Raw genomic sequence first — 21,294 nt, forward strand, 5'->3', positions numbered from 1 at the left:
CGTGGGCTCTTTTGCCGCATGAAGCCCTCACGTCTGGCATTCTTCCTGGAACGCAAAGGCTTTGTCCTGCCCGAGACGGGCGAAATCGCCGTGTTCGGGGCGCGGGCGGAGAGTGACCTGTCGATGTTGCCGAAGGATCGGCTGCGGCTGATCTGCGGCCTGAAGCCGGACGTCGATGCTTTGCAGGCCGCCGGCTATGCCGTGGTGACGGGGCTGCCGCACCAGGCGGCGCTGGCGTTGGTGTTCCCGCCACGTGCCAAGGCGCAGGCCCGGGCGATGGTGGCGCAAGCGCTCGAGTTGGCGGGCGTGGCGATCATCGACGGGCAGAAACACGATGGGGTCGACAGTCTTTATCGCGATCTGCGGGTGCGCGCCGACTGCGGCCCAGCTTTTTCCAAGGCGCATGGAAAGACCTTCGTGGTGCAAGCCGGGGATGACCGGCTGGCCGACTGGCGGCAATCCGGTGCAGCGTCACTGAACGCCGATGGGTTTGTCACCGTGCCAGGGGTGTTTTCCGCCGACGGGATTGACCCGGCCTCGAAACTGCTTGCCGCGGCGCTGCCGGCGCGGCTGAAGGGACACGTGGCGGACTTCGGCGCCGGGTGGGGCTATCTGGCAACTGAAATCCTGAAGCATGAGGGGGTGGAACGCCTTGATCTGGTGGAGGCCGATCATGCGGCGCTGGAGTGCGCCCGGGAGAACGTGACGGACCTTCGGGCGCGGTTTCACTGGGCCGATGCCTGCACCTGGCGTCCGGAACAGCCGCTTGACATTGTGGTGATGAACCCGCCGTTCCACACGGGTCGCAAGGGCGTACCGGCGCTGGGACAGGCGTTTATCCGCAATGCCGCCACCTGTCTTGCGCCCGGCGGGCGGCTTTTCATGGTGGCGAACCGGCACCTGCCCTACGAGACCGCGTTGCGCGAGAGTTTCCGCGAGGTCGAGGAGATCGGCGGCGACACGCGGTTCAAGCTCTTTGCCGCGGCGCGGCCCTCTCGCCCAAGGCGCTGATTTGGCCTAGGGTCAGACCCGAGAATCACGAAAAGGCTGCACATGTCGCTTTCGATTGCCGGAAAAACCGCGATTGTCACCGGGGCTGCAAACGGTGTGGGCCGGGCGATCGCCCGCCACTTTGCCGACAAGGGAGCGAACGTGATGTTCGCCGACATGGATGAAGAAGGGTTGGCGCGGGAGGTCGGCCAGAACGGGGCGGTAGACGAGGAAAACAGCAATATTCGCTGCTTCACCGGCGATCTGCGCGAAAAGCTGACACTGGCTAACCTTTTGTCAGCAACCATCGATGCCTTCGACCGGGTTGACGTTCTGGTCAATGCCTCGCGGCAGGTGATCCGATCCGATCCGCTCAACCCCGATGACGACGCGGTCGAGGAGCTTTTGCAGCAGAACCTGATGACCTCGCTGCGGCTGAGCCAGGTGGTGGCCAAACGCATGATCAAGCAGGCGGAGGAAGAAGGTGGCGAAGGGCCGGTGGGCTCGATCATCAACCTGTCGTCGATCCTGGCGAGCCGGGCGCATCCCGAACTGATGGCGCTGTCGATCTCGAACGCGGCGCTGGAGCAGATGACCCGGTCTCTGGCCGTGGCGCTGGCGCGTACCGGTATCCGGGTAAACGCCGTGGCGATGGGTTCGGTGATGAGCGCCAGCATGCAGGACCGGCTGAAGGAGCATCCCGACTTCCGCCACGTGATCGAGACGGGCACGCCGCTCGGCCGGATCGCCAGCGCCAGCGAGCTTGCCGAGACCGTGCAGTTCCTGGCCAGTGACGGGGCGGGTTTCATGACCGGCCAGGTGCTGACCGTGGATGGCGGGCGGACGCTGCTCGATCCGGTGACAGCGCCGGCGCATTGATGATCAGCAAGAGAAAGACCCGATGACAGAAGAGATGCAGGAAGAAAAAGCCCGCGCCAGCGCTTGGTTTCGCGAGCTACGCGACCGGATCGTGGAGGCATTCGAGGGGCTCGAAGATCGACAGACCGAGGGACCGTTTGCCGATCAGCCGCCGGGGCGGTTCGAAGTGACCGAGACGACGCGTGCCGGAGAGGACGCCGAAGATGCCGGTGGCGGGCTGATGAGCGTGATGCGAGGTGGCCGCGTCTTCGAGAAGGTCGGCGTGAATGTGTCGACCGTGTACGGCCGCCTTGGTGAGCGGGCGCAGGCGGCAATGATGGCGCGCAAAGACATGCCGGGGATGCACGACGACCCGCGGTTCTGGGCCAGCGGCATCAGCCTGGTGGCGCATATGCAGAACCCGCACACGCCGGCGGTCCACATGAACACCCGGATGTTCTGGACGCCGCATGGTTGGTGGTTCGGGGGTGGGTCCGATTTGAACCCGTGTATCGAGTATGACGACGATACCGCGCATTTCCATTATGTGCAGAAGCAGCATTGTGATCGCCACGACGAGACCTTCTACTCGCGGTTCAAGGCTTGGGCGGACGAGTATTTCTTCGTCCCGCACAGAGGCCGGGCGCGGGGCGTCGGCGGGATATTCCTCGACGATCACAACACCGGCGACTGGGAGGCGGATTTCGCTTTCATACAGGATGTCGGGCGCGCCTTCCTGCCGGCCTTCCTGCCGGTGACGGAAAAGCGGATGGGTACTCCATGGGATGCACAAGAAAAGGACATCCAGCTGATACATCGCGGCCTCTATGCCGAATACAACCTGGTCTATGACCGGGGCACGAAATTCGGGCTTGAAACCGGTCACGATGCCAATGCAGTGCTGATGAGCCTGCCGCCAATGGCGAAGTGGATCTGAAGTGATTCCCTCGAGCGCTTCCCGGTCTCCGACCCCGGCTCCGTCGGGCGGCAACGGAGCTTTGGATTGAGATGGCCGTCGCCTTCGGCAGGGGTATCTACGGAGAAATGAAAGGAAGGGGCCGGGGATGAAAACGGCTTTGGTGACGGGAGCGGCGCGGGGGATCGGGCTGGCGACGACAAGGTTGTTGCTGGAAGACGGCTGGCGGGTGGCGATGATCGATCGCGATGCGCCGGAGCTGGCGCGGGCGGCGGCGGATTTACAGAACATACTGCCGGTGGTCTGCGATGTATCGATCCCCGAGGAGGTCGAGGCGATGGTTTTGCGGCTGGCCGAGACCTGGGGCAGCCGGATCGATGCCCTGATCAACAACGCGGGCGTGGCCGAGTTCGGGCCGATGGCGGACTGCGATTTCGCCATGTGGCGCCGAGTGATGGAGACCAATCTCGACGGGGTGTTCCTGGTCAGCCAGGCCTGTGCGCCGATGTTGAAAGAGGCGCGCGGCGCGATCGTGAACATCGCCTCGATCAGCGGATTGCGCGCCTCGACCCTGCGGGTGGCCTATGGCACCTCGAAGGCCGCCGTGATTCAGCTGACCAAGCAGCAGGCGGCGGAACTGGGAGAATGGGGGGTGCGGGCCAATTGCGTCTGTCCCGGCCCGGTGCGCACCAAGCTGGCGATGGCGGTGCACAGCCAGGAGATCATCGATGCCTATCACGACGCGATTCCGCTGAACCGCTATGGCAGCGAACAGGAGATTGCCGAAGTGATCGTGTTCCTGTGCGGTGAGAAGGCGAGCTATGTGACGGGGCAGGTTATCGCCGCCGATGGCGGGTTTGACAGCACCGGGGTGGGGTTGCCTGCGCTGCGGGAGTGAATTTGAGGCGGGACACTTCATTTGTTAAGCTTTTATTAGTGCAAGGTTTTTTGTGAATCCGGTGTTTGGAATTGATCTGAATCATAAAGATGAATCATTGATATCTATATAGGCGGACCATGTCAGGAAACGCGCGGAGTAACCTTGACATCCATGGCATGGAGGCCTGATCCCAAATGAACCGGTTTCGTCTGATTTCCACCACAACCCTGAGTTTTGCCATTGCGGGCGCCGCTGCCGCGAGCGAGCTGCGCGATGCGTCCAAGGACATGTTCGCGCCGCTGCCGTCGACCATTCCTGCGGTCAGCGACAACCCGATCACGCCGGCGAAAATCGATTTGGGCAAGGCGCTGTTCTTCGACCCTCGGATGTCCGCCTCGGGCGTGTTTTCCTGCAACTCGTGCCACAACCTGGCGACGGGGGGCGACGACAACATGCCGACCTCGATCGGTCATGGCTGGCAGAAGGGACCGCGCAACTCGCCCACCGTGCTGAACTCGGTCTTCAACGAGGCGCAGTTCTGGGACGGTCGGGCCGAAGACCTGAAGGCGCAGGCCAAGGGGCCGGTGCAGGCGGGTGTCGAGATGGCCAACACGCCGGAAAACGTGGTCGCGACGCTGAATTCGATGCCGCAATACGTGCACTGGTTCAAAGAGTCTTTCCCGGACGAGACCGACCCGGTGACATTCGACAATTTCGCCAAGGCGATCGAGGCCTACGAGGCGACACTGACGACGCCCGCGCCGTTCGATGCGTGGCTCAATGGCGATGACAATGCGATGAGCGCCGAGCAACTGGCCGGGCTGGAGCTGTTCATGGATAAGGGCTGTGCCTCGTGCCACAACGGCGTGAACTTGGGCGGCAACGGGTATTACCCGTTCGGCCTGATCGAGAAGCCGGGCGCTGATATCCTGCCGGAAGGGGACAAGGGCCGCTATGCCGTGACCGAGACGGCGGATGATGAGTACGTGTTCCGCGCCTCGCCGCTGCGCAACATCGACCAAACAGCCCCCTATTTCCATTCCGGCCTGGTGTGGGATTTGAAAGTGGCGGTGCAGATCATGGGTGAAAGCCAGCTGGGCGAGGACCTGAGCGACGACGAAGCGGACAAGATCGTGGCCTTCCTGGGCTCGCTCACCGGTGAGGTTCCGGAAGTCACCTATCCGGTGCTGCCGGCCGAGACCGCCGCTACGCCGCGCCCGACCGGCGAGGTCAAGTAAGCGCTTTGCCGGGGCTGTTGCGGGTCCGGCTCTTCGCTTCGGTTTTACTGGCACGTTCTGCTTGGGGCGTGCTTTTTTCAGGTTTGGCAGAGGTCCCGGATCTGGTCCAGGACGGGGCAGGCGGGATCAGCCGCCACGCACCGTGTCGATCATCAGCTGCACATTCGCGGGGTCGGCATCTGGCGTGATGCCGTGGCCGAGGTTGAAGATATGGGGGCCTTTGGAAAAGGCCTGCACGATGCGGCGGGTTTCGTCGATCAGGTTTTGCCCGCCGGTAACCATGTGCGACGAGGCCAGGTTGCCCTGGACGCAGCCATCCTTCTGGACATTCGCCGCCGCCCATTCCGGTGTCACGCTGTCATCAAGTGCGACGCAGTCGGCGCCGGTGGCGGCGTGGAAGCCGATGTATTTGTCCCCGGCTTCGCGCGGAAAGGCGATGACGGGAATGCCGGGATGGCGGGATTTCAGCTCGGCGATAATGCGCTTGGCAGAGGCGGTGGCGTATCTGTCGAAGTCTTCGCCCTTGAGCGAGCCGGCCCAGCTGTCGAACAGTTTCACGCATTCGGCGCCGGCCTCGATCTGCTGACTGAGGTATTGGATCGTGGCCTCGGTGATGCGGTCGAGCAGGGCCTCGAAGAGGGGGCGGTTCTCGTCTTTGAGCGCGTGCGCCGGACCCTGGTCCGGGGTGCCGCGGCCGGCGATCATGTAGGTGGCAACCGTCCAGGGCGCGCCGGCGAAGCCAATCAGCGCCGTTTCCGGCGGCAGCTCGCGGGTGAGGAGGCGCACGGTTTCATAGATCGGTGACAGTTTGTCGTGGATCGCATCGGCCGGTTTCAGGGCGTCGAAATCGGCCTGTGACGTGATGGTCGAAAGCCGCGGGCCTTCGCCGGTGACGAACCACAAATCGGCACCAAGTGCCTGCGGCACCAGCAGAATATCGGCGAACAGGATCGCCGCGTCGAAGCCGTAACGGCGGATTGGCTGTAGCGTGACCTCGGCCGCGAGGTCTGAATTGTAGCATAGCGACAGGAAGTCCCCGGCTTCGGCGCGGGTGGCGCGGTATTCCGGCAGGTAGCGACCGGCCTGGCGCATCATCCAGATCGGCGGGGTCGGCAGGACCTCGCCCGCGAGCGCGCGCAGAATCTTTTTCGTGGGTCGTTTCGTCTGCTCGGCCATGTTGCGTCCTTTTCGTCTCTGGGAGGTTTCGTCCCCTTCCGCGACCGGGATGTCAAGCGCACGACGGCTTGAAAGGACCTTTGGACGCGCTTAACAGGGGCACATGACAAAAGATTTACCGACTCCCGACGTCCCTTTGAAAATCGGCACCCGCGGCTCGCCGCTGGCTCTGGCGCAGGCCCATGAGACTCGCCAAAGGCTGGGCGCGGCGTTCGAGCTGCCGCCGGAGGCCTTCGAGATCGTCGTGATCAAGACGACCGGAGACGACGCGGCGCTGATCGCCAAGGACAAGCCGTTGAAAGACCTGGGTGGCAAGGGGCTGTTCACCAAGGAGATCGAAGAGCAGCTATTGGCGGGCGGCATCGACATCGCGGTGCATTCGATGAAGGACATGCCGGTGGACCAGCCCGCGGGGCTCGCGCTGGACTGCTATCTGCCGCGCGAAGACGTGCGCGACGCGTTCATCTCGCCGGGCTTCGGCGGTCTGGCAGATCTTCCCGAAGGCGCGATCGTGGGCACGTCGAGCTTGCGCCGGCGGGCGCAGTTGAAGGTCGCGCGGCCCGACCTGACGGTGGTCGAATTCCGTGGCAATGTGCAGACCCGGCTGCGGAAGCTGGACGACGGGGTGGCAAGCGCGACTTTCCTCGCCATGGCCGGGCTGACCCGGCTGGGTATGATCGGCGAGGTGCCGGCGACGGCGATTTCGCCCGAGGACATGTTGCCGGCGGTGGCACAGGGGGCAATCGGGATCGAGCGACGCGCTGATGACACTCGTGTCGCTGCGATGCTGGAGGGGATCCACGATCCAACGACCGGTCAGCGGCTGGCTGCGGAGCGGGCGTTCCTGGCGGCGCTGGACGGATCCTGCGAAACGCCGATCGCCGGGTTGGCAGAACTTGATGGCGGTAACCTGCGGCTGCGCGGTGAAATTCTGCGGCCGGACGGCAGCGAGCGGCTCGATGACGACGTGACCGGCGCTATCGAGGACGGTGCCGAGATCGGTCGAGCGATGGCGGCGCGCCTCCTGGCGCGGGCCGGAGACGGTTTCTTCGACTGGCGGGCATGATCGAGCGGACGCATATCAAGGGTGATGCGCCCTCGACCGCGGTCTACTCCGATTGCGAGCGCTATCGCTACATGCTGACGCGGACCTGGGACGAGGGTGCGAGTCGGGCGTTGTTCATCATGCTCAATCCTTCGACTGCGACGGAGGTGCAGAACGACCCGACCGTTGAGCGCTGCGAACGGCGGGCGCGGGCGTTGGGCTTCGGCGCGTTCCGGGTGACCAACATCTTCGCTTGGCGCGAGACCGATCCGAAAAAGATGCGGACGGCGGGTGATCCGGTAGGGTCGGAGAATGACCAGGCGATTGCCGAGAGTTGCCCCTGGGCCGATCAGATCATCGCCGCCTGGGGCACGCATGGGGCGCATCTGGAGCGCGGGGCAGAGGTCGAAGCCCTGTTGCGGCGGACGCGGCGGCCGGTGTTCCATCTTGGTCTGACCAAGGATGGTCACCCGAAACATCCGCTTTATATTGCCTACACCCAGCAACCGGAACGGTGGTTCTGATGCAACCGGACGAAAACGGCAAGTTTGCGGATCTCGAAGCCCAGACCCAGGCGCTGAACCGGCTGACGCAGGAGGTCGAGCGGCTCAATACGCACCGCTTCGTGACGATGCACAATTCGCCCTTGCGGTTGATCCTTTACCAGTTCTTCCGCGGTCTCGCTTTTGGTCTGGGGACGGCGCTGGGGGCGACGATCCTGGTGTCGCTGCTGGCATGGTGGGTGGCCCAGTTCGAGTTCATTCCGATCATCGGCGACTGGGCGGTGCGGATCGTGGAAGAGATCGAAAAGGCCAAGTAGCGCCCTTCGTCGCAGGTCATCGTCCCTTAACCAATTAACCCTTTCTCTTTTGACGGCGGTGCCCCGTGGCGGGCAGTATGCAGGCGGCTTTTCGTTGGAGCGAAAGCGATGCTGTTTCTTACCGGTTTGATGGGTATGGTTCTGGTCGGCGCCACGGTGTTCGTGGGCATGGATGGTGGCGACCCGGCGGACAATTCAGATGACATGATGGAGGGTGACGCCAGGGTCGAAGAGATCGGGGCGGCCGGACTCGTGACCCTGGACGAAATCATCACCGGCGGCGATGAGGCCGAGGCGCTGAGCGGAGGCGACGGGTCGGATTCGATCGGTGGTGGGGCCGGGAATGACACCGTTTCGGGCGATTCAGGCGAGGATATCGTTCATGGTCAGGCCGGTGACGATACCGTGCTCGGTGGCAACGGTGCAGATATTCTTCACGGTGAGACCGGCAACGATCTGCTGTGTGGCGGCGACGGGGAGGATCATCTCTTCGGTCACACCGGCGACGATACCCTTGCGGGCGATGCCGGTGACGACACGCTCGAGGCCGGCGCCGGCGACGACAGCCTGCGCGGTGGTGCGGGCGACGACGCGCTGCACGGATACCTTGGCAATGATACGCTCGAAGGTGGCGGCGGGGCGGACACGCTGTTCGGAGGCTGGGGTGACGACGTGATCGTCGGAGCGGGCGACGGGGCAGGCGATTATCTCAATGGCGGCGGCGGGGCCGATGCGATCATCGCCGGCGCCGGCGACATCGTCACTTCCGGCGATGGGTTCGATACGGTTTTCGCCAGTGACTGGGCGCCGGAAAACGTGGCGGAGGTGCTCGATTTCGACCTCCACGAGGACACGCTGGTGGTGCTGCATGACGATCAGGAAGAGGTGCTGGAGTTGGCCCTTGAACCGGATCCGCAAGACGAGACACTGATCCATGTCGTGCTCAACGGCCAGGTCGTGATATCGCTGCACGACGCGGCGGGGTTACGCCTGGAAGACCTTCAACTCGTGCCTCAATCGGCGGCGGCCGCGCTGATGCAAGGGGTCGGCTGACGGCGCGGATTTCCGCTTTCCTTTCGCGGTAAACTCTCCTATACGCACGCATCTGTCCGGTTTCGGCCGGGCACATCTCCCACAGGACCTTGCTGGACGACATCCCGGCTTGTGCCCTCAACCCTTAAACGCAAGGAGACCCCGATGTCGATTACGGCCGTAGAAAAAGCCAGTTTGATGAAGGAATACGCCACCAAGGACGGCGACACCGGTTCGCCCGAGGTGCAGGTGGCAATCCTGAGCTCGCGTATCGCGACGCTGACCGAGCATTTCAAGACCCACAAGAAGGATAACCACGGCCGCCGTGGCCTTCTGAAGATGGTGGCCCAGCGCCGTAAGCTGCTGGACTATCTCAAGGGCAAGGACGAGGCCCGCTACTCGGATCTGATCCAGCGGCTGGGTTTGCGCCGGTAAGAGTCAAGTTCCGGATGGAACAGGGAACGCCCGTTCGGAAGAGCGGGCGTTTTCCTTTGGTGCATACGCCGAAGTGAAGGCGGCCCTCAGCCGGAAAGGGTTACGTTGGCGGCGTAGAGCCCTTTTTCGCCCTGCATCAGGCTGAACGTGATCTCGCAGTTCAGGTCCAGCTGTTCCCAGCCTTCGCCGGTGACACTTGCTCGATCGAAAAAGACCTCGCGCCCGTCGGTCATCTTGGCAAAGCCGTAACCTTCGTCGGCAAATACACGCACCACGGTACCGCGCAGGCGGTCGGGGTGCGATTTGACATGCACGCCGCCGACCTTGCGCTGATGATCGCGAAGCTGACGCAGCGCGGCATCGAAACTGTCGCGGATCGCAACGCGGGGGTCTTCGTGCGCGTTCAGGTCCCCGGGTTTGCGGTTCACGATGATGGCGCCGCCCGGTACTTCGAGTTCGACCGCAACCTTGTAAAGCTTGCCCTTGTGACCCTTGGACGTCCGCCGTTCGACCGTTACCCGACACGAGGTGATCCGATCGTAAGTCTGATCCAGTTTCGCGATCTTTTCGTTGATAATAGAGGTCAGATTGGGTGAGGCATCGACTCCGTGAAATGTGATTTGTGGCGTCGTTTCCATCGAATCCTCCTGCTGCTTAATTTCCACATTTCTCTCACGGCTCTGGACGGCCCGCCATGACCTCGGTCAAAATCCGCTTTACGCCAAATGACGCGGGTCAAAGCGCGTTGAGTTTTTTTTCTGTAAATTACAATGGATTTCGAAAGGGGGATTCCATGAGTGCACTAGGATTGAAAATCATCGATGACTCGGCACAACAGGCCAATGTGTGGATCAACGAGGTCGACGCTGCCACTGGCTGGGATCACAAACAGCGGGCTTACCGGCTTTTGCGGTCGGTGCTGCATGTCGTGCGTGATCATTTGAGCGTGGACGAGGCGGCGCAATTGGCGGCACAGATGCCGGTGATGATCCGCGGCATCTACTATGAAGGATGGAACCCGTCGAAAACGCCCATGGCTATTCGCAGTGCGGATGCGTTCGTCGAGCGGGTACAGCGAGATTTCGAAACCGATCCTTTGGGGGACGCCGATCATGCGATTGCGGCGGTGATGAGCGTGTTGAGAAAGCACGTTTCGGCCGGCGAGATGGAAGATGTGGAACAAAGCTTCACCACCCAGATTCGGGCGCTTTTCGGCTAGCGTGTGATCGGAGCGGTCGTCGGGTCGGTTTTGGGAGGCAGTGCCGCAGCGTCAATGGTTCGCCACGACGGTCGGCGAAGTGTCACGGTTTTCTGAGCGAACATCTTTCTTCCCATCCTGTTCAAACTCCTCTATAGCGCCCCCATCTGAGACGTGACGCTCTGACCCCGGCGCATGGAAAGATGGAGGGGTCGGCGGCAATGGGGCCGCCATGGAAACGGAGGACCCGGGAGGGCCCGGGAGTGCCTCCAGACAGGAAACGATATATGTTCAACGTAACACGCAAGTCGATCGAGTGGGGCCAGGAAACCCTCACTCTGGAAACGGGCAAGGTTGCCCGCCAGGCCGATGGATCGGTCATTGCAACGCTGGGTGAAACTTCGGTCATGGCCAACGTGACCTATGCCCGTGAGCAGAAGCCGGGGCAGGATTTCTTCCCGCTGACGGTTCACTACCAGGAAAAATACTATGCCGCCGGCAAGGTTCCGGGCGGCTTCTTCAAGCGCGAGGCGCGGCCGACCGAAAAAGAAACGCTGACCGCGCGCCTGATCGACCGGCCGATCCGGCCGCTGTTCGTGCCGGGCTTCAAGAACGAAGTGCTGGTGATGTGCACGGTGCTGAGCCATGACCTGGTCAACGACCCGGACATGGTGGCGATGATCGCCGCCAGCGCCGCGCTGACCATTTCGGGCGTGCCCTTCATGGGGCCGATTGCCGGCTGCCGCGTCGGGTTCGTCGACGGCGAATACGTGCTGAACCCGGATGTCGAGGATATGCACGAGCTGCGCTATGATCCCGAGCAACGTCTCGACCTGGTGGTCGCGGGCACCAAGGACGCCGTGATGATGGTGGAATCGGAGGCCTATGAGCTGACCGAGGCGGAAATGCTGGGCGCGGTGAATTTCGCGCACGAGCAGATCCAGCCGGTGATCGACCTGATCATCGCGCTGGCCGAAGACGCCGCCAAGGAGCCGTTCGATTTCCAGCCGGCCGACTACGGCGACCTGTTCGAGGCCGTGAAGAAGGCGGGCGAGAAAGAGATGCGCGCGGCCTTCGCCATCACCGACAAGCAGGAGCGCACGGCGGCCGTGGCCGCGGCGCGAGAAACCATCAAGGCGGCGCTGAGCGACGAACAGCTGGAAGACGCCAACCTCGGCAGCGCAATGAAGAAGCTGGAAGCCGGCATTCTGCGCGGCGACGTGGTGAAAACCGGCAAGCGGATCGACGGGCGCAGCACGACGGATGTGCGGGGCATCGAGTGCGAAACCGGCTTCCTGCCGCGCACCCATGGCTCGGCATTGTTCACCCGCGGCGAAACTCAGGGCCTGGTGGTGACCACGCTGGGCACCGGCGACGATGAGCAGTTCATCGACGCGCTGCACGGCACGTTCAAGTCGAACTTCCTGCTGCATTATAACTTCCCGCCCTACTCGGTCGGCGAAGTGGGCCGCGTGGGTCCTCCGGGCCGTCGCGAGATCGGCCATGGCAAGCTCGCCTGGCGCGCGTTGCAGGCGGTGCTGCCGGCGCCGACCGACTTCCCCTACACCATCCGGATCGTCAGCGAGATCACCGAGTCGAACGGCTCGTCCTCGATGGCTTCGGTCTGTGGCGGGTCGCTGTCGATGATGGATGCCGGCGTGCCGCTGAAGTCGGCCGTGGCCGGTGTGGCGATGGGCCTGATCTTGGAAGAGGACGGCGATTACGCGATCCTGACCGACATCCTGGGTGACGAAGACCATTTGGGTGACATGGACTTCAAGGTGGCAGGGACCGAGAACGGTATCACCTCGCTGCAGATGGACATCAAGGTGGCCGGCATCACGCCAGAGATCATGGAAAAAGCCCTGGCCCAGGCCAAGGACGGTCGGATGCACATTCTGGGCGAGATGAACAAGGCGCTTTCGGGGGCCGGTGACTTCTCGGTTCACGCGCCGCGCATCGAGACTATGAACATCCCGACCGACAAGATCCGCGAAGTGATCGGTTCGGGCGGCAAGGTGATCCGCGAGATCGTCGAAGTGTCTGGCGCCAAGGTCGACATCAACGACGATGGCGTCATCAAGATCGCCTCGCCGAACGGAGAAGCCATCCAGAAGGCTTATGACATGATCCACGCGATCGTGGCCGAACCGGAGGAAGGCGAAATTTACCGCGGCACCGTAGTGAAGATCGTCGATTTCGGCGCCTTCGTGAACTTCTTCGGCAAGCGCGACGGCCTGGTCCATGTCAGCCAGATCGAGAACCGCCGCTTGAACCATCCCTCGGATGTTCTGAAGGAAGGTCAGGAGGTCTGGGTCAAGCTTCTGGGCTTTGACGACCGCGGCAAGGTGCGTCTCAGCATGAAAGTGGTCGATCAGGAGACCGGCGAAGAGATGGCGCAGGAAGACAAGCCCAAGCGCAAGAAGAAGGACGAGGACGACGACTGAGTCCCCTCGCTATTGACTTGATGCGAAGCCCCGGCGGAAACGCCGGGGCTTTTACGTTGCGGCAGGGATATTTCCGCGCGATTTTTCCCCCTGGTTTTCCCGCTAGGGTCGATTAGACCTCTTCCATCGAATTGATGCGTACATATGGCGGAGCGGGCCATTCAACGGCTTCGCGGTTTACGCAAAGAGCGGATTACTGAACCCACTCGCGGGTAGTCTCTGGCCACCAGAGGCCGCAGGGGTCTTGTCGGGATGGGCAAGACCCCTGTGCTATGTTCCGAGCAAAGAAAAAGCCCCGCCGGAGCGGGGCCTTTCCAAGGTTGATGTGGCGTCGATCAGGCCGGGTCGGCGGTGGTGCGCAGATAGGGCAGCTTGACGTCGACTTTGCCGAACTTGGCCTTGGCGTCTTCAGTGGTCAGCGACAGGGCGACGATCACGTCCTGGCCAGGCATCCAGTTGGCGCCGGTGGCGAGCGGCTGCTGATACGTCTTTTGCAGGCCATCCAGCGCGCGCAGAACTTCTGCGAAGTTGCGGCCGACCGACATCGGGTAGGTCATGATCAACTGCACCTTCTTGTCCGGCGAGATGATGAAAACCGAACGGACGCTGGCCGAGTCCGCGGCGGTGCGGCCGTCGGGAAGGTAGGCTTCGGCGGGAAGCATGTCGAACATCTTCGACACTTCCAGTGATTCGTCGGCAATGATCGGGAAACCGGCCTTGGCGCCGGCATAGGCCGAGATATCGGACTTCCATTTCACGTGCTCTTCAGCCGAGTCGACCGACAGACCGATCACCTTGGTGTTGCGCTTGGCCCATTCATCAGCCAGCTGCGCGACGGCGCCGAACTCTGTGGTGCAGACCGGGGTGAAATCCTTGGGGTGCGAGAACAGGATGGCCCAGCTGTCGCCGATCCAATCGTGAAAGGAGATGGTGCCCTGATCGGTTTCGGCAGTGAAGTTGGGAACGATGTCATTGATGCGCAGGCCCATTTGCGAGGCTCCTTTTTTCCGCGGCTTAGAGATATTCAAAATCTCAGATATATTGTTCCGCAACGTTTTACACCCCCTCCCTTGCGGGTTCGCAGGTGGAGTGACAGAGTGTCGCGAATCCCGAGAAACGGTGCGGCGGATGCCGCTGAAAGACAGAGGAAATCGCGATGATCGAGAAGCGTCAGTTCTATATCAACGGCCAGTGGGTGGAGCCGGTGGAAGGCCACGACCACCATGTCATCGACCCGTCAACGGAAGACCCGGTGGCGGTGATCTCGTTGGGCGGGCAGGCCGATACTGACGCTGCCGTGGCCGCCGCCAAGGCGGCCTTTCCGGGCTGGATGGCGACACCCAAGGAAGACCGCATCGCCCTGCTGGAGAAGCTTGTCGATGTTTACAAGGCCCGGTCGGAGGAGATGGCCGAAGCGATCACGCTCGAGATGGGCGCGCCGATTGACATGGCGAAAACCCAGCAATGGGGCGCGGGTTTTGGTCACCTGAAGAATTTCGTGCGCGCAGCCAAGGGGTTCGAGTTCATCAAACCGCTGGGCGATCATGCCCCCAATGACCGGATCATCTATGAGCCGATGGGCGTGGCGGCGCTGATCACGCCATGGAACTGGCCGATGAATCAGGTCACCCTGAAGGTGGGCGCGGCGGCCGTGGCAGGCTGCACGATGATCCTGAAGCCATCTGAGGAAACACCGCTCGATGCAATGCTGTTTGCCGAAATGATGGACGAAGCGGGCTTCCCGCCGGGCGTGTTCAATCTGGTGAACGGTGACGGCGTGGGTGTCGGCAGCCAGCTTACCGCGCATCCCGACGTCGACATGGTGAGTTTCACCGGCTCGACCCGCGCTGGTATTCTGATCTCGAAATCGGCGGCCGATACGCTCAAGAAGGTACACCTCGAGCTGGGCGGCAAGGGCGCCAATGTGATCTTCGATGATGCCGACGAAAAGGCAGTGAAGCGCGGCGTCATTCACATGATGAACAACACCGGTCAAAGCTGCAATGCGCCAAGCCGGATGCTGGTCCAGCGCGGGGTCTACGACCAGGCGGTGGAAACCGCCGCCGAGGTGGCCAATTCGATCAAGGTCGGCAATGCGCATGAGGAAGGCCGCCATATCGGCCCGGTGGTGAACGAGACCCAGTGGACCAAGATCCAGGACCTGATCCAAGCCGGTATCGACGAGGGAGCCAAGCTGGTTGCCGGCGGCACCGGACGGCCCGAGGGGCTGAACAAGGGCTATTTCATCCGGCCCACAGTGTTCGCCGATGCCAACAACCAGATGCGGATTGCCCGCGAGGAGATCTTCGGCCCGGTGCTGACGATCATCCCCTTCGAGACCGAGGAAGAGGCGATCGAGATCGCCAACGACACGCCCTACGGCCTGACCAACTATGTCCAGACGCAGGATGGCGCACGTTTGAACCGGATGGCGCGCAGCTTGCGTTCGGGAATGGTGGAAATGAATGGCCAGCCGCGCGGGGCGGGCTCGCCCTTCGGGGGCATGAAACAGTCGGGCAACGGCCGCGAGGGCGGCGTCTTCGGGATCGAGGACTTCCTCGAGGTGAAGGCCGTGTCCGGCTGGTCGAACGACAACGACTGATCATAAGTGGACTTGAGAGGCGATCCGGGGCTATGACGGCCCCGGATTTTGCTTTTGGAGGCCCTGATGGCCGACTCCCCGGACAGCCTGACCTTCGTGCCCGAGACGGTGCACAAACGGGACGTGTTTTCCGAGACGATCTCGGGGCACCTGGCCGAGGATCCGGACTGCAAAGTGGTGTTGCGCAAACTGGACGGGGTACCGTGGTGGGCCCGCCCGGTTGCGGCATTCCTGGCGCGCAAGGAAATCCGCGGGTTGCGCGCGGTCAAGGGAATCGATGGGGTGCCGCAATTGCTGCGGGTGGACCGGGAAGGGCTCTTGCGCAGCTGGTCGCATGGTACGCCTTTGCAGCTGGCCCGACCGGATGATCCGGCATGGTATCGCGATGCGCGCCGGCTGTTGCGCGAGATGCGGGCGCGCGGGGTGACGCACAATGACATCGCCAAGCCGCAGAACTGGCTGCGGACCCCGGACGGACGCGCGGCGGTGATCGATTTTCAACTGGCCTCGGTGCACCGCCGCAAGGGAAAGCTTTTCAGGGTGATGGCGCGGGAAGACCTGCGTCATCTGCTGAAGCAGAAGCGAAATTTTGCGCCGCATCTGCTGACATCTTGTGAAAAGCGGTTGCTGGCGCGCAAATCTCTGCCCACGCGGATCTGGATGGCCACCGGCAAGCGGCTTTACAATTTCGTCACCCGGCGGCTGATGAACTGGCAGGATTCCGAGGGTACCGAGGACCGGCTTGCTCGAGACGAGGGCGCTGTACGGGAGGCATTGCGCCGTGCCGGGATCAGCGAGGTGGCGCTTTTTACCTATGCGCTGCCCGCCAAGGGCGTTGGGCTCTATGTTTTTGCCGAGACCGATATGGGCAAAGATCAGTTGCGCCAGTTGGTACCCGAGGACAGGGCGGAGCTGGTGCAGCCGGTGGCGCAGATGCCGCGACGCGATAATGGCAGCCTGCGCGAGGACGCCTTGCAGTTGGTGGCGACAAACCGGCTGGATGAGCTGGAGTTGATGATGGCGGCCGAGCCGGAGATGGCACCGGTGTTGAAACCGATCATCTCGGGCCGCCAGAACCTGACCGACCGGATCCTGAAAAACTGACGGCAAGGGCTTACAAACGGGCCATTCAATTATATATCCTTTTCGGAATGTGACATCAGTGGAGACTGACATGGCCCAGGCGATGAAACTGACCTGCCTCGATTGTGGCCAGGTGAACCGGGTGCCGTCCGACCGGGTGAGCGCCGGGGCGAAATGCGGCACCTGCGGTGCGAAACTGGTGTCGAACAAGGCCATCGAGGTGGATTTCGCCACGTTGCAGAAGGCTGCGCGCAACGACGATCTTCCGCTGGTGGTGGACTTCTGGGCGCCCTGGTGCGGCCCCTGTCGGATGATGGCACCGGAATTTGCCAAGGCGGCGCAAGAGCTCAACGGGCAGGCGCGGCTGGTGAAGCTGAACACGGAAAACTATCCGCAAGCGGGTCAGGCCTATGGTATTCGCGGTATTCCCACGATGGCGGGCTTCCGCGGCGGGCGCGAAAAGGCCCGGCAATCGGGCGCTATGCCGTCGACGTCGATTGTGAGCTGGGTGAAAGACGCCGTCTGACACCGGAGACTCAAGTTTCGCCCCTTTGGTTTCAGAAAGACAAAACGTGGCTGACGCGGCGGGTAACCGTGGTCTGCTGGCGCGCCATCCTAGCGGTGAGCACGATGTACCTCGGCATGCCTGTCGTGCGTGGCCATGGCGCGGGTGATCTGGATATACAGAAAGACCCCGGCCATGACCAACGCGACAGGGACGATGGAGGACACGAGATAGAGCGCCAAGGCTTGCATGAGGCTGACGTTGTAGAAGATGAGTGCCACGAGCGCGGCGATCCCGCCTGCCACCCCCGACAACATCACGATTACAAGTGCCATCTTTCCCCTTTCAAGTCCGTTTGGCGCCCCTTTGAAGGCCTTTTTTCTCCTCAAATGCGCCTGAAATGTGGCGTCGGTGCGGCTGCCGGATGACGGGCGGATTTCCGCCCATGCAAATTCTCCAACTCTTGGGTTATCTTAGCGTCATATCGTTGAGAGATGGTTAACTTGGAGACGAAGCCTGATGAGCGATGCAAAAGAGCCACGCGGAGACCTGACCCTGCGGACCGTGGCGATGCCGGCGGACGTGAATGTGAACGGCGATATTTTCGGCGGTTGGGTGCTGAGCCAGATGGACATCGCCGGGGGGATCCTGGCCATCGAGGCGGCGACCGGCCGCGTCGCCACAGTGGCGGTGAACGAGATGACTTTCGTCCGGCCGGTGAAAGTGGGAGACGTACTGTGCGTCTATGGCCGGGTGGAACGCGTCGGGAATACCTCGGTCGCGATCGGGCTCGAAGCCTGGGCGCTCCGGCAGATTACCGGGGTGCGCGAGAAGGTCACTGAAGGCGTGTTCACCTATGTCGCGATAGATGACGACGGCCGGCCACGGCCGGTCAAGGCGTAGAGGCCCCGGTTCAGGCCCGGGGCCGGATCGAGCTCAGACCGCGTCGACCACGTCCCGCAACATGTCACGAACCTGGCCCGCAACCTTGTGCAGATCGTCGTTGTCGATCGCTGCCATCGAGGCCACCGGGTCGATCGCGGATACTTCGACACCGCCTTCGACCGCGCGCAGGATCACGTTGCAAGGCAGCATCGCGCCGAGACGCGGTTCGAGCCCGATCGCCTGCCAGGCCATGTTCGGATTGCAGGCGCCGAGGATGCGGTAATCGTCCATGTCCTTGTCGATTTTCTTTTTCATCGTCGCCTTGACGTCGATCTCTGTCAGCACGCCGAACCCGGCATCCATCAGGGCTTTACGGGTGCGGGCGTCTACTTCGTCGAAGCTGGCGTCAGGGATGATACGGTCAAGCGTGTAGGACATGGATCTGGCCTCCCGGGGCGTTAGATAACGGTGACTTTGGTGCCGATGGGCACGCGCTGGTAGAGGTCTATCACGTGCTCGTTGATCATGCGGATGCAACCATTTGACACAGACCGCCCGATCGATTTGGGCGCGGTGGTGCCGTGGATGCGGAAATAGGTGTCGCGGCCGTTCTGGAACAGATAGAGCGCCCGCGCCCCCAAGGGGTTACCGGGGCCGCCGGGCTGGACATAGTCGTTGTCCTTGAACTTGCCGTAGGTGATCGGCTCGCGCTCGATCATCTCGTCGGTGGGGCGCCAGGTGGGCCATTCCTTCTTGACGTCGATGGTGGCGGCGCCGGTGAATTCGAGACCTGCCTTGCCGACGCCGACGCCGTAGCGCATGGCCTGGCGCGGGGCGGTGACGAAATAGAGGAAATGCGCCTTGGGCAGGATCAGCATCTCGCCCGGGGCATAGGCCGGGCCGATTTTCACCTGCTGCGGCGTGAAAACCGGGTCGAGTTCGAAGGCGCGGGCCACATGCGGCGCGGCGAGGGTTGCGGCAGTGGCGGTGAGGAAATGGCGGCGTGAAATCATGGTCGTTTCCTGCATTTGGCGGGGACTTATAGGGGATTCGATAGCGGAAAATGACGGATATCTCAACGCATCGCACGAAATCGTTAACGCGTCTTCGGGTGGGGGGCGACGGGTATGGCAGTATGGCTGGCACGCTGGCTGGCCGTCTGTCTGGCGCGCGGTGGGGCAACGGTCGGGAAAGACCCGGGTTAACACGCCGCGCGGTCGGAAAAAAACGGGGGCCCAGCGGAGCCCCCGTTTTCATAGCATGTCGCCGGAGCGGTCAAGCGAATGCCTGACGAACCCCGTGAAGGCGTCAAGCCAGCACGATGTTGGTCGCGGATTCGCGGCCGTCGCGGCCGGCTTCGACGTCGAAGGTCACCTTCTGATCGTCGGCCAGGCCGGTGAGGCCCGAACGCTCGAGCGCGCTGATGTGGACGAAAACGTCCTTGCCGCCCGATTCCGGTGCGATGAAGCCGAAGCCTTTAGAGGTGTTGAACCATTTTACGGTGCCATTGGCCATATCCGTAGTCTCCATGATTTTTTGCTGCCCGCGTTGGTGCGGCAGCCCGGCGTAGTCGGTCTGGATCGAGTGACTGAACGCCGTGTGAAGGGAGACAGTGGGTCGAAAAAGAATAACGTCTGCAAAAGCGCATATGGGGGCATGGGAGAGAAATAGCAAGGGAAATCGGCGCCGGGGTCGGGATTAAGGCGGCGTTAACCATGCGTGCCGCAGGGTGGGGCGATGTCCCGTTACCTCCGTCCCCGCGTCTTCGGCGCGACGATCTTCTTTACGGTGAACATGCAGCAAAGGGGGTCGGATGTGCTGGTGCGCGAGATTGACCGTCTGCGCCGCGCCGTGCGACAGACGCGGGCCGAGCGGCCGTTTCGCATCGACGCTTGGGTGGTGTTGCCGGATCATCTGCATGCGGTTTGGACGTTGCCGGAGCGGGACAGCGATTATGCGGTGCGGTGGGGCGCGATCAAGGCGCGGTTCACCATGAGTTTGCGTGGGGCGGGCTTCAGCCCGCCATCCGAGTTACCTGTGGTGCTTTCGGGTCGGTATGCCGGGCTGAAGCCCGGCCTACGCCATAACAAACGGGAGCGCGGCGTGTGGCAACGGCGGTTCTGGGAACACCACATTCGGAACGAGGCGGAGTCTGCGGCTTGCGTTCGGTATTGCCACATCAACCCGGTGAAACATGGGCTGGTGGAACGACCGCAGGAGTGGCTCTATTCGTCGGTGCACAGGGACATTCGGCATGAACGGTACGAACCCGCGTAGGCCGGGCTTCAGCCCGGCACCCATGCGGGGGGTTCGTGAAGCCGGGTTGAAGCCCGGCCTACGGTTCTTTTCGTCGGTTGATAGGGAGATACAGCGGGTAGGGTGGGGGTTTCTTCGAGGCGGCGAAGGTTCACCCACCGTTGAGGTGGATTGGGCGGTTTTGGTGATGGTGGTCGCAGCCGGTTTTTTTTTGGACAATGGTGGTTGAACCCGGCACAAATGCCGGAACCAACCACCCTGCGGTTAGTATTCGAGCCCGAGCGACTGCCTCAAGGCGTCTATGGAAAGCTCGTCAATGCCCAGCGGCATTATCGGAGGGCGGCCACGGATGCCCTTGGTCATGGTTGCGGGCCTTCTTTGCGTTGACGCACCCCGGCCGGTGTCACGCGTTTTTTGCTGAAGCCAAGCGATTTCGCTTTCCGTAACTGCCGAATGTGGACCGCAGACAGGCAGAACATAGAAATCCCATTGCGGTGGCTCACGGTGATCGGCGGTCGCAGGATCTTCGCCGCGGTGGTGACACAGAACATAAAGATCGCAAAGAAACCCCTCGTCCTCGCAGGGCACGCCGGGGTTGTCGCGGGTGAAGTAAAAGGGGCGCCTTCGCCAAGTGAGATTGAAGGAAGAATCGGACAGCTGCCCGCTTTTCATGTTCCATGATTGCATGCGCGCTCTGTTTTTGACCTGAATCCTAATGCGATCAGGAAACCCCCTGCGGCTGTTGCCAATCTGCAAATCCCAGGGATACCACGCGAAACCTGTGGGCCGACATTCGGAGCCAAGCGCTTCGGCAAGCATGAACTCGCACCACAAACCGCGAATGGTATTGTCCATAAGGGGTTGAGCGAAGGCTTCGCGATAGAAGCGATTCTTAACATCTTCTACACTAAGCGTTCGCTCCACCTTT

25 protein-coding genes are annotated in these 21,294 nt (G+C 62.2%); 17 read left to right on the forward strand and 8 right to left on the reverse strand.

Features of this window, described 5'->3' with window-relative positions; genetic code table 11:
• Positions 1 to 18: 18 nt before the first annotated feature.
• The 5 genes from NO357_RS13925 to NO357_RS13945 all read left to right on the forward strand — a co-directional run bounded on the left by NO357_RS13925 (position 19) and on the right by NO357_RS13945 (position 4,882).
• Positions 19 to 1,011, forward strand: coding sequence for a class I SAM-dependent methyltransferase (locus tag NO357_RS13925; RefSeq protein WP_306736300.1), 993 nt, complete (start codon positions 19 to 21; stop codon positions 1,009 to 1,011).
• A gap of 42 nt (positions 1,012 to 1,053) precedes the next feature.
• Positions 1,054 to 1,869, forward strand: a complete 816-nt coding sequence (locus tag NO357_RS13930; protein WP_306736301.1) for an SDR family NAD(P)-dependent oxidoreductase — start codon at positions 1,054 to 1,056, stop codon at positions 1,867 to 1,869.
• A gap of 22 nt (positions 1,870 to 1,891) precedes the next feature.
• On the forward strand, positions 1,892 to 2,785 hold the full coding sequence (gene hemF, locus NO357_RS13935) for an oxygen-dependent coproporphyrinogen oxidase (protein ID WP_306736302.1): 894 nt from the start codon (positions 1,892 to 1,894) through the stop codon (positions 2,783 to 2,785).
• A gap of 127 nt (positions 2,786 to 2,912) precedes the next feature.
• Positions 2,913 to 3,662, forward strand: a complete 750-nt coding sequence (locus NO357_RS13940) for an SDR family NAD(P)-dependent oxidoreductase (RefSeq protein WP_306736303.1) — start codon at positions 2,913 to 2,915, stop codon at positions 3,660 to 3,662.
• Between the two features lie 176 nt (positions 3,663 to 3,838).
• Positions 3,839 to 4,882 carry a cytochrome-c peroxidase gene (locus tag NO357_RS13945; protein WP_306736304.1) on the forward strand — a complete coding sequence of 348 codons (1,044 nt, stop codon included), beginning with the start codon at positions 3,839 to 3,841 and terminating at the stop codon, positions 4,880 to 4,882.
• A gap of 126 nt (positions 4,883 to 5,008) precedes the next feature.
• On the opposite strand, the gene hemE is transcribed toward NO357_RS13945, so the two are convergent.
• Complete coding sequence (hemE, locus tag NO357_RS13950; RefSeq protein WP_306736305.1) at positions 5,009 to 6,058, reverse strand: uroporphyrinogen decarboxylase; 1,050 nt, start codon at positions 6,056 to 6,058, stop codon at positions 5,009 to 5,011.
• Positions 6,059 to 6,161: 103 nt separating this feature from the next.
• Between hemE and hemC the strand changes: the two genes are divergently transcribed.
• The 5 genes from hemC (at position 6,162) to rpsO (ending at position 9,390) form a co-directional block, all read left to right on the forward strand.
• Positions 6,162 to 7,124 carry a hydroxymethylbilane synthase gene (gene hemC, locus NO357_RS13955; protein ID WP_306736306.1) on the forward strand — a complete coding sequence of 321 codons (963 nt, stop codon included), beginning with the start codon at positions 6,162 to 6,164 and terminating at the stop codon, positions 7,122 to 7,124.
• Positions 7,121 to 7,627 (forward strand): DUF1643 domain-containing protein, encoded by a 507-nt coding sequence (locus tag NO357_RS13960; protein ID WP_306736307.1) that lies wholly within the window; start codon positions 7,121 to 7,123, stop codon positions 7,625 to 7,627. Before hemC ends, NO357_RS13960 begins: the two co-directional genes overlap by 4 nt.
• Entirely contained in the window at positions 7,627 to 7,923 is a 297-nt protein-coding gene (locus tag NO357_RS13965; RefSeq protein WP_306736308.1) for a DUF5665 domain-containing protein, read from the forward strand. Before NO357_RS13960 ends, NO357_RS13965 begins: the two co-directional genes overlap by 1 nt.
• Before the next feature lie 108 nt (positions 7,924 to 8,031).
• Entirely contained in the window at positions 8,032 to 8,976 is a 945-nt protein-coding gene (locus tag NO357_RS13970; RefSeq protein WP_306736309.1) for a calcium-binding protein, read from the forward strand.
• 144 nt (positions 8,977 to 9,120) lie between these two features.
• A complete protein-coding gene (gene rpsO, locus NO357_RS13975) occupies positions 9,121 to 9,390 on the forward strand; it encodes a 30S ribosomal protein S15 (RefSeq protein WP_306736310.1) in 270 nt (89 codons plus the stop codon).
• 86 nt (positions 9,391 to 9,476) lie between these two features.
• Here the strand turns inward: rpsO and NO357_RS13980 are convergent, their stop codons facing one another.
• A complete protein-coding gene (locus NO357_RS13980) occupies positions 9,477 to 10,028 on the reverse strand; it encodes an HPF/RaiA family ribosome-associated protein (protein ID WP_306736311.1) in 552 nt (183 codons plus the stop codon).
• Between the two features lie 56 nt (positions 10,029 to 10,084).
• On the opposite strand from NO357_RS13980, the gene NO357_RS13985 reads away from it, so the two are divergent.
• The gene (locus NO357_RS13985) at positions 10,085 to 10,609 is read left to right on the forward strand and encodes a DUF2267 domain-containing protein (protein WP_306736312.1); all 525 of its coding nucleotides are present in this window, start codon (positions 10,085 to 10,087) and stop codon (positions 10,607 to 10,609) included.
• A gap of 266 nt (positions 10,610 to 10,875) precedes the next feature.
• Entirely contained in the window at positions 10,876 to 13,035 is a 2,160-nt protein-coding gene (pnp, locus tag NO357_RS13990) for a polyribonucleotide nucleotidyltransferase (protein WP_306736313.1), read from the forward strand.
• Between the two features lie 335 nt (positions 13,036 to 13,370).
• On the opposite strand, the gene NO357_RS13995 is transcribed toward pnp, so the two are convergent.
• Positions 13,371 to 14,024, reverse strand: coding sequence for a peroxiredoxin (locus tag NO357_RS13995; RefSeq protein ID WP_306736314.1), 654 nt, complete (start codon positions 14,022 to 14,024; stop codon positions 13,371 to 13,373).
• Between the two features lie 167 nt (positions 14,025 to 14,191).
• On the opposite strand from NO357_RS13995, the gene NO357_RS14000 reads away from it, so the two are divergent.
• The 3 genes from NO357_RS14000 (at position 14,192) to trxC (ending at position 17,246) form a co-directional block, all read left to right on the forward strand.
• Positions 14,192 to 15,637: an aldehyde dehydrogenase family protein gene (locus NO357_RS14000; RefSeq protein WP_306736315.1), complete on the forward strand. Its 1,446-nt coding sequence runs from the start codon at positions 14,192 to 14,194 to the stop codon at positions 15,635 to 15,637.
• Positions 15,638 to 15,703: 66 nt separating this feature from the next.
• On the forward strand, positions 15,704 to 16,741 hold the full coding sequence (locus NO357_RS14005) for a serine/threonine protein kinase (protein WP_306736316.1): 1,038 nt from the start codon (positions 15,704 to 15,706) through the stop codon (positions 16,739 to 16,741).
• 70 nt (positions 16,742 to 16,811) lie between these two features.
• The gene (gene trxC, locus NO357_RS14010; protein ID WP_306736317.1) at positions 16,812 to 17,246 is read left to right on the forward strand and encodes a thioredoxin TrxC; all 435 of its coding nucleotides are present in this window, start codon (positions 16,812 to 16,814) and stop codon (positions 17,244 to 17,246) included.
• A gap of 89 nt (positions 17,247 to 17,335) precedes the next feature.
• Here the strand turns inward: trxC and NO357_RS14015 are convergent, their stop codons facing one another.
• On the reverse strand, positions 17,336 to 17,560 hold the full coding sequence (locus NO357_RS14015; RefSeq protein WP_306736318.1) for a hypothetical protein: 225 nt from the start codon (positions 17,558 to 17,560) through the stop codon (positions 17,336 to 17,338).
• A gap of 184 nt (positions 17,561 to 17,744) precedes the next feature.
• Between NO357_RS14015 and NO357_RS14020 the strand changes: the two genes are divergently transcribed.
• Positions 17,745 to 18,128, forward strand: coding sequence for an acyl-CoA thioesterase (locus tag NO357_RS14020; RefSeq protein WP_306736319.1), 384 nt, complete (start codon positions 17,745 to 17,747; stop codon positions 18,126 to 18,128).
• 33 nt (positions 18,129 to 18,161) lie between these two features.
• On the opposite strand, the gene NO357_RS14025 is transcribed toward NO357_RS14020, so the two are convergent.
• The 3 genes from NO357_RS14025 to NO357_RS14035 form a co-directional block, all read right to left on the reverse strand.
• Positions 18,162 to 18,548, reverse strand: coding sequence for a DUF302 domain-containing protein (locus NO357_RS14025; RefSeq protein WP_306736320.1), 387 nt, complete (start codon positions 18,546 to 18,548; stop codon positions 18,162 to 18,164).
• Between the two features lie 20 nt (positions 18,549 to 18,568).
• Entirely contained in the window at positions 18,569 to 19,123 is a 555-nt protein-coding gene (locus NO357_RS14030; RefSeq protein WP_306736321.1) for a L,D-transpeptidase, read from the reverse strand.
• Between the two features lie 295 nt (positions 19,124 to 19,418).
• Positions 19,419 to 19,625: a cold-shock protein gene (locus NO357_RS14035; protein WP_306736322.1), complete on the reverse strand. Its 207-nt coding sequence runs from the start codon at positions 19,623 to 19,625 to the stop codon at positions 19,419 to 19,421.
• Positions 19,626 to 19,847: 222 nt separating this feature from the next.
• Between NO357_RS14035 and NO357_RS14040 the strand changes: the two genes are divergently transcribed.
• Positions 19,848 to 20,387 carry an REP-associated tyrosine transposase gene (locus tag NO357_RS14040; RefSeq protein ID WP_306736323.1) on the forward strand — a complete coding sequence of 180 codons (540 nt, stop codon included), beginning with the start codon at positions 19,848 to 19,850 and terminating at the stop codon, positions 20,385 to 20,387.
• A gap of 243 nt (positions 20,388 to 20,630) precedes the next feature.
• Here the strand turns inward: NO357_RS14040 and NO357_RS14045 are convergent, their stop codons facing one another.
• On the reverse strand, positions 20,631 to 21,290 hold the full coding sequence (locus NO357_RS14045) for a hypothetical protein (protein ID WP_306736324.1): 660 nt from the start codon (positions 21,288 to 21,290) through the stop codon (positions 20,631 to 20,633).
• Between the last annotated feature and the right edge of the window lie 4 nt (positions 21,291 to 21,294).

It is taken from the genome of Marimonas arenosa (assembly GCF_030848945.1).
GTDB classification, from domain to species: Bacteria; Pseudomonadota; Alphaproteobacteria; order Rhodobacterales; family Rhodobacteraceae; genus Marimonas; species Marimonas arenosa.

Excerpts from the sequence above, each read along its gene's own strand:
- NO357_RS14030 (WP_306736321.1), bottom strand. The coding sequence starts at position 19,123 with ATGATTTCACGCCGCCATTTCCTCACCGCCACTGCCGCAACCCTCGCC.
- NO357_RS14040 (WP_306736323.1), top strand. The coding sequence starts at position 19,848 with ATGTCCCGTTACCTCCGTCCCCGCGTCTTCGGCGCGACGATCTTCTTT.
- NO357_RS13925 (WP_306736300.1), top strand. The coding sequence starts at position 19 with ATGAAGCCCTCACGTCTGGCATTCTTCCTGGAACGCAAAGGCTTTGTC.
- NO357_RS13945 (WP_306736304.1), top strand. The coding sequence starts at position 3,839 with ATGAACCGGTTTCGTCTGATTTCCACCACAACCCTGAGTTTTGCCATT.
- NO357_RS13980 (WP_306736311.1), bottom strand. The coding sequence starts at position 10,028 with ATGGAAACGACGCCACAAATCACATTTCACGGAGTCGATGCCTCACCC.
- rpsO (WP_306736310.1), top strand. The coding sequence starts at position 9,121 with ATGTCGATTACGGCCGTAGAAAAAGCCAGTTTGATGAAGGAATACGCC.
- NO357_RS13960 (WP_306736307.1), top strand. The coding sequence starts at position 7,121 with ATGATCGAGCGGACGCATATCAAGGGTGATGCGCCCTCGACCGCGGTC.
- NO357_RS13985 (WP_306736312.1), top strand. The coding sequence starts at position 10,085 with ATGACCTCGGTCAAAATCCGCTTTACGCCAAATGACGCGGGTCAAAGC.
- pnp (WP_306736313.1), top strand. The coding sequence starts at position 10,876 with ATGTTCAACGTAACACGCAAGTCGATCGAGTGGGGCCAGGAAACCCTC.
- NO357_RS13940 (WP_306736303.1), top strand. The coding sequence starts at position 2,913 with ATGAAAACGGCTTTGGTGACGGGAGCGGCGCGGGGGATCGGGCTGGCG.
- NO357_RS13970 (WP_306736309.1), top strand. The coding sequence starts at position 8,032 with ATGCTGTTTCTTACCGGTTTGATGGGTATGGTTCTGGTCGGCGCCACG.
- NO357_RS14015 (WP_306736318.1), bottom strand. The coding sequence starts at position 17,560 with ATGGCACTTGTAATCGTGATGTTGTCGGGGGTGGCAGGCGGGATCGCC.
- NO357_RS14005 (WP_306736316.1), top strand. The coding sequence starts at position 15,704 with ATGGCCGACTCCCCGGACAGCCTGACCTTCGTGCCCGAGACGGTGCAC.
- NO357_RS14000 (WP_306736315.1), top strand. The coding sequence starts at position 14,192 with ATGATCGAGAAGCGTCAGTTCTATATCAACGGCCAGTGGGTGGAGCCG.
- hemC (WP_306736306.1), top strand. The coding sequence starts at position 6,162 with ATGACAAAAGATTTACCGACTCCCGACGTCCCTTTGAAAATCGGCACC.
- NO357_RS13995 (WP_306736314.1), bottom strand. The coding sequence starts at position 14,024 with ATGGGCCTGCGCATCAATGACATCGTTCCCAACTTCACTGCCGAAACC.
- hemE (WP_306736305.1), bottom strand. The coding sequence starts at position 6,058 with ATGGCCGAGCAGACGAAACGACCCACGAAAAAGATTCTGCGCGCGCTC.
- NO357_RS13965 (WP_306736308.1), top strand. The coding sequence starts at position 7,627 with ATGCAACCGGACGAAAACGGCAAGTTTGCGGATCTCGAAGCCCAGACC.
- NO357_RS14035 (WP_306736322.1), bottom strand. The coding sequence starts at position 19,625 with ATGGCCAATGGCACCGTAAAATGGTTCAACACCTCTAAAGGCTTCGGC.
- NO357_RS14025 (WP_306736320.1), bottom strand. The coding sequence starts at position 18,548 with ATGTCCTACACGCTTGACCGTATCATCCCTGACGCCAGCTTCGACGAA.
- NO357_RS14020 (WP_306736319.1), top strand. The coding sequence starts at position 17,745 with ATGAGCGATGCAAAAGAGCCACGCGGAGACCTGACCCTGCGGACCGTG.
- trxC (WP_306736317.1), top strand. The coding sequence starts at position 16,812 with ATGGCCCAGGCGATGAAACTGACCTGCCTCGATTGTGGCCAGGTGAAC.
- NO357_RS13930 (WP_306736301.1), top strand. The coding sequence starts at position 1,054 with ATGTCGCTTTCGATTGCCGGAAAAACCGCGATTGTCACCGGGGCTGCA.
- hemF (WP_306736302.1), top strand. The coding sequence starts at position 1,892 with ATGACAGAAGAGATGCAGGAAGAAAAAGCCCGCGCCAGCGCTTGGTTT.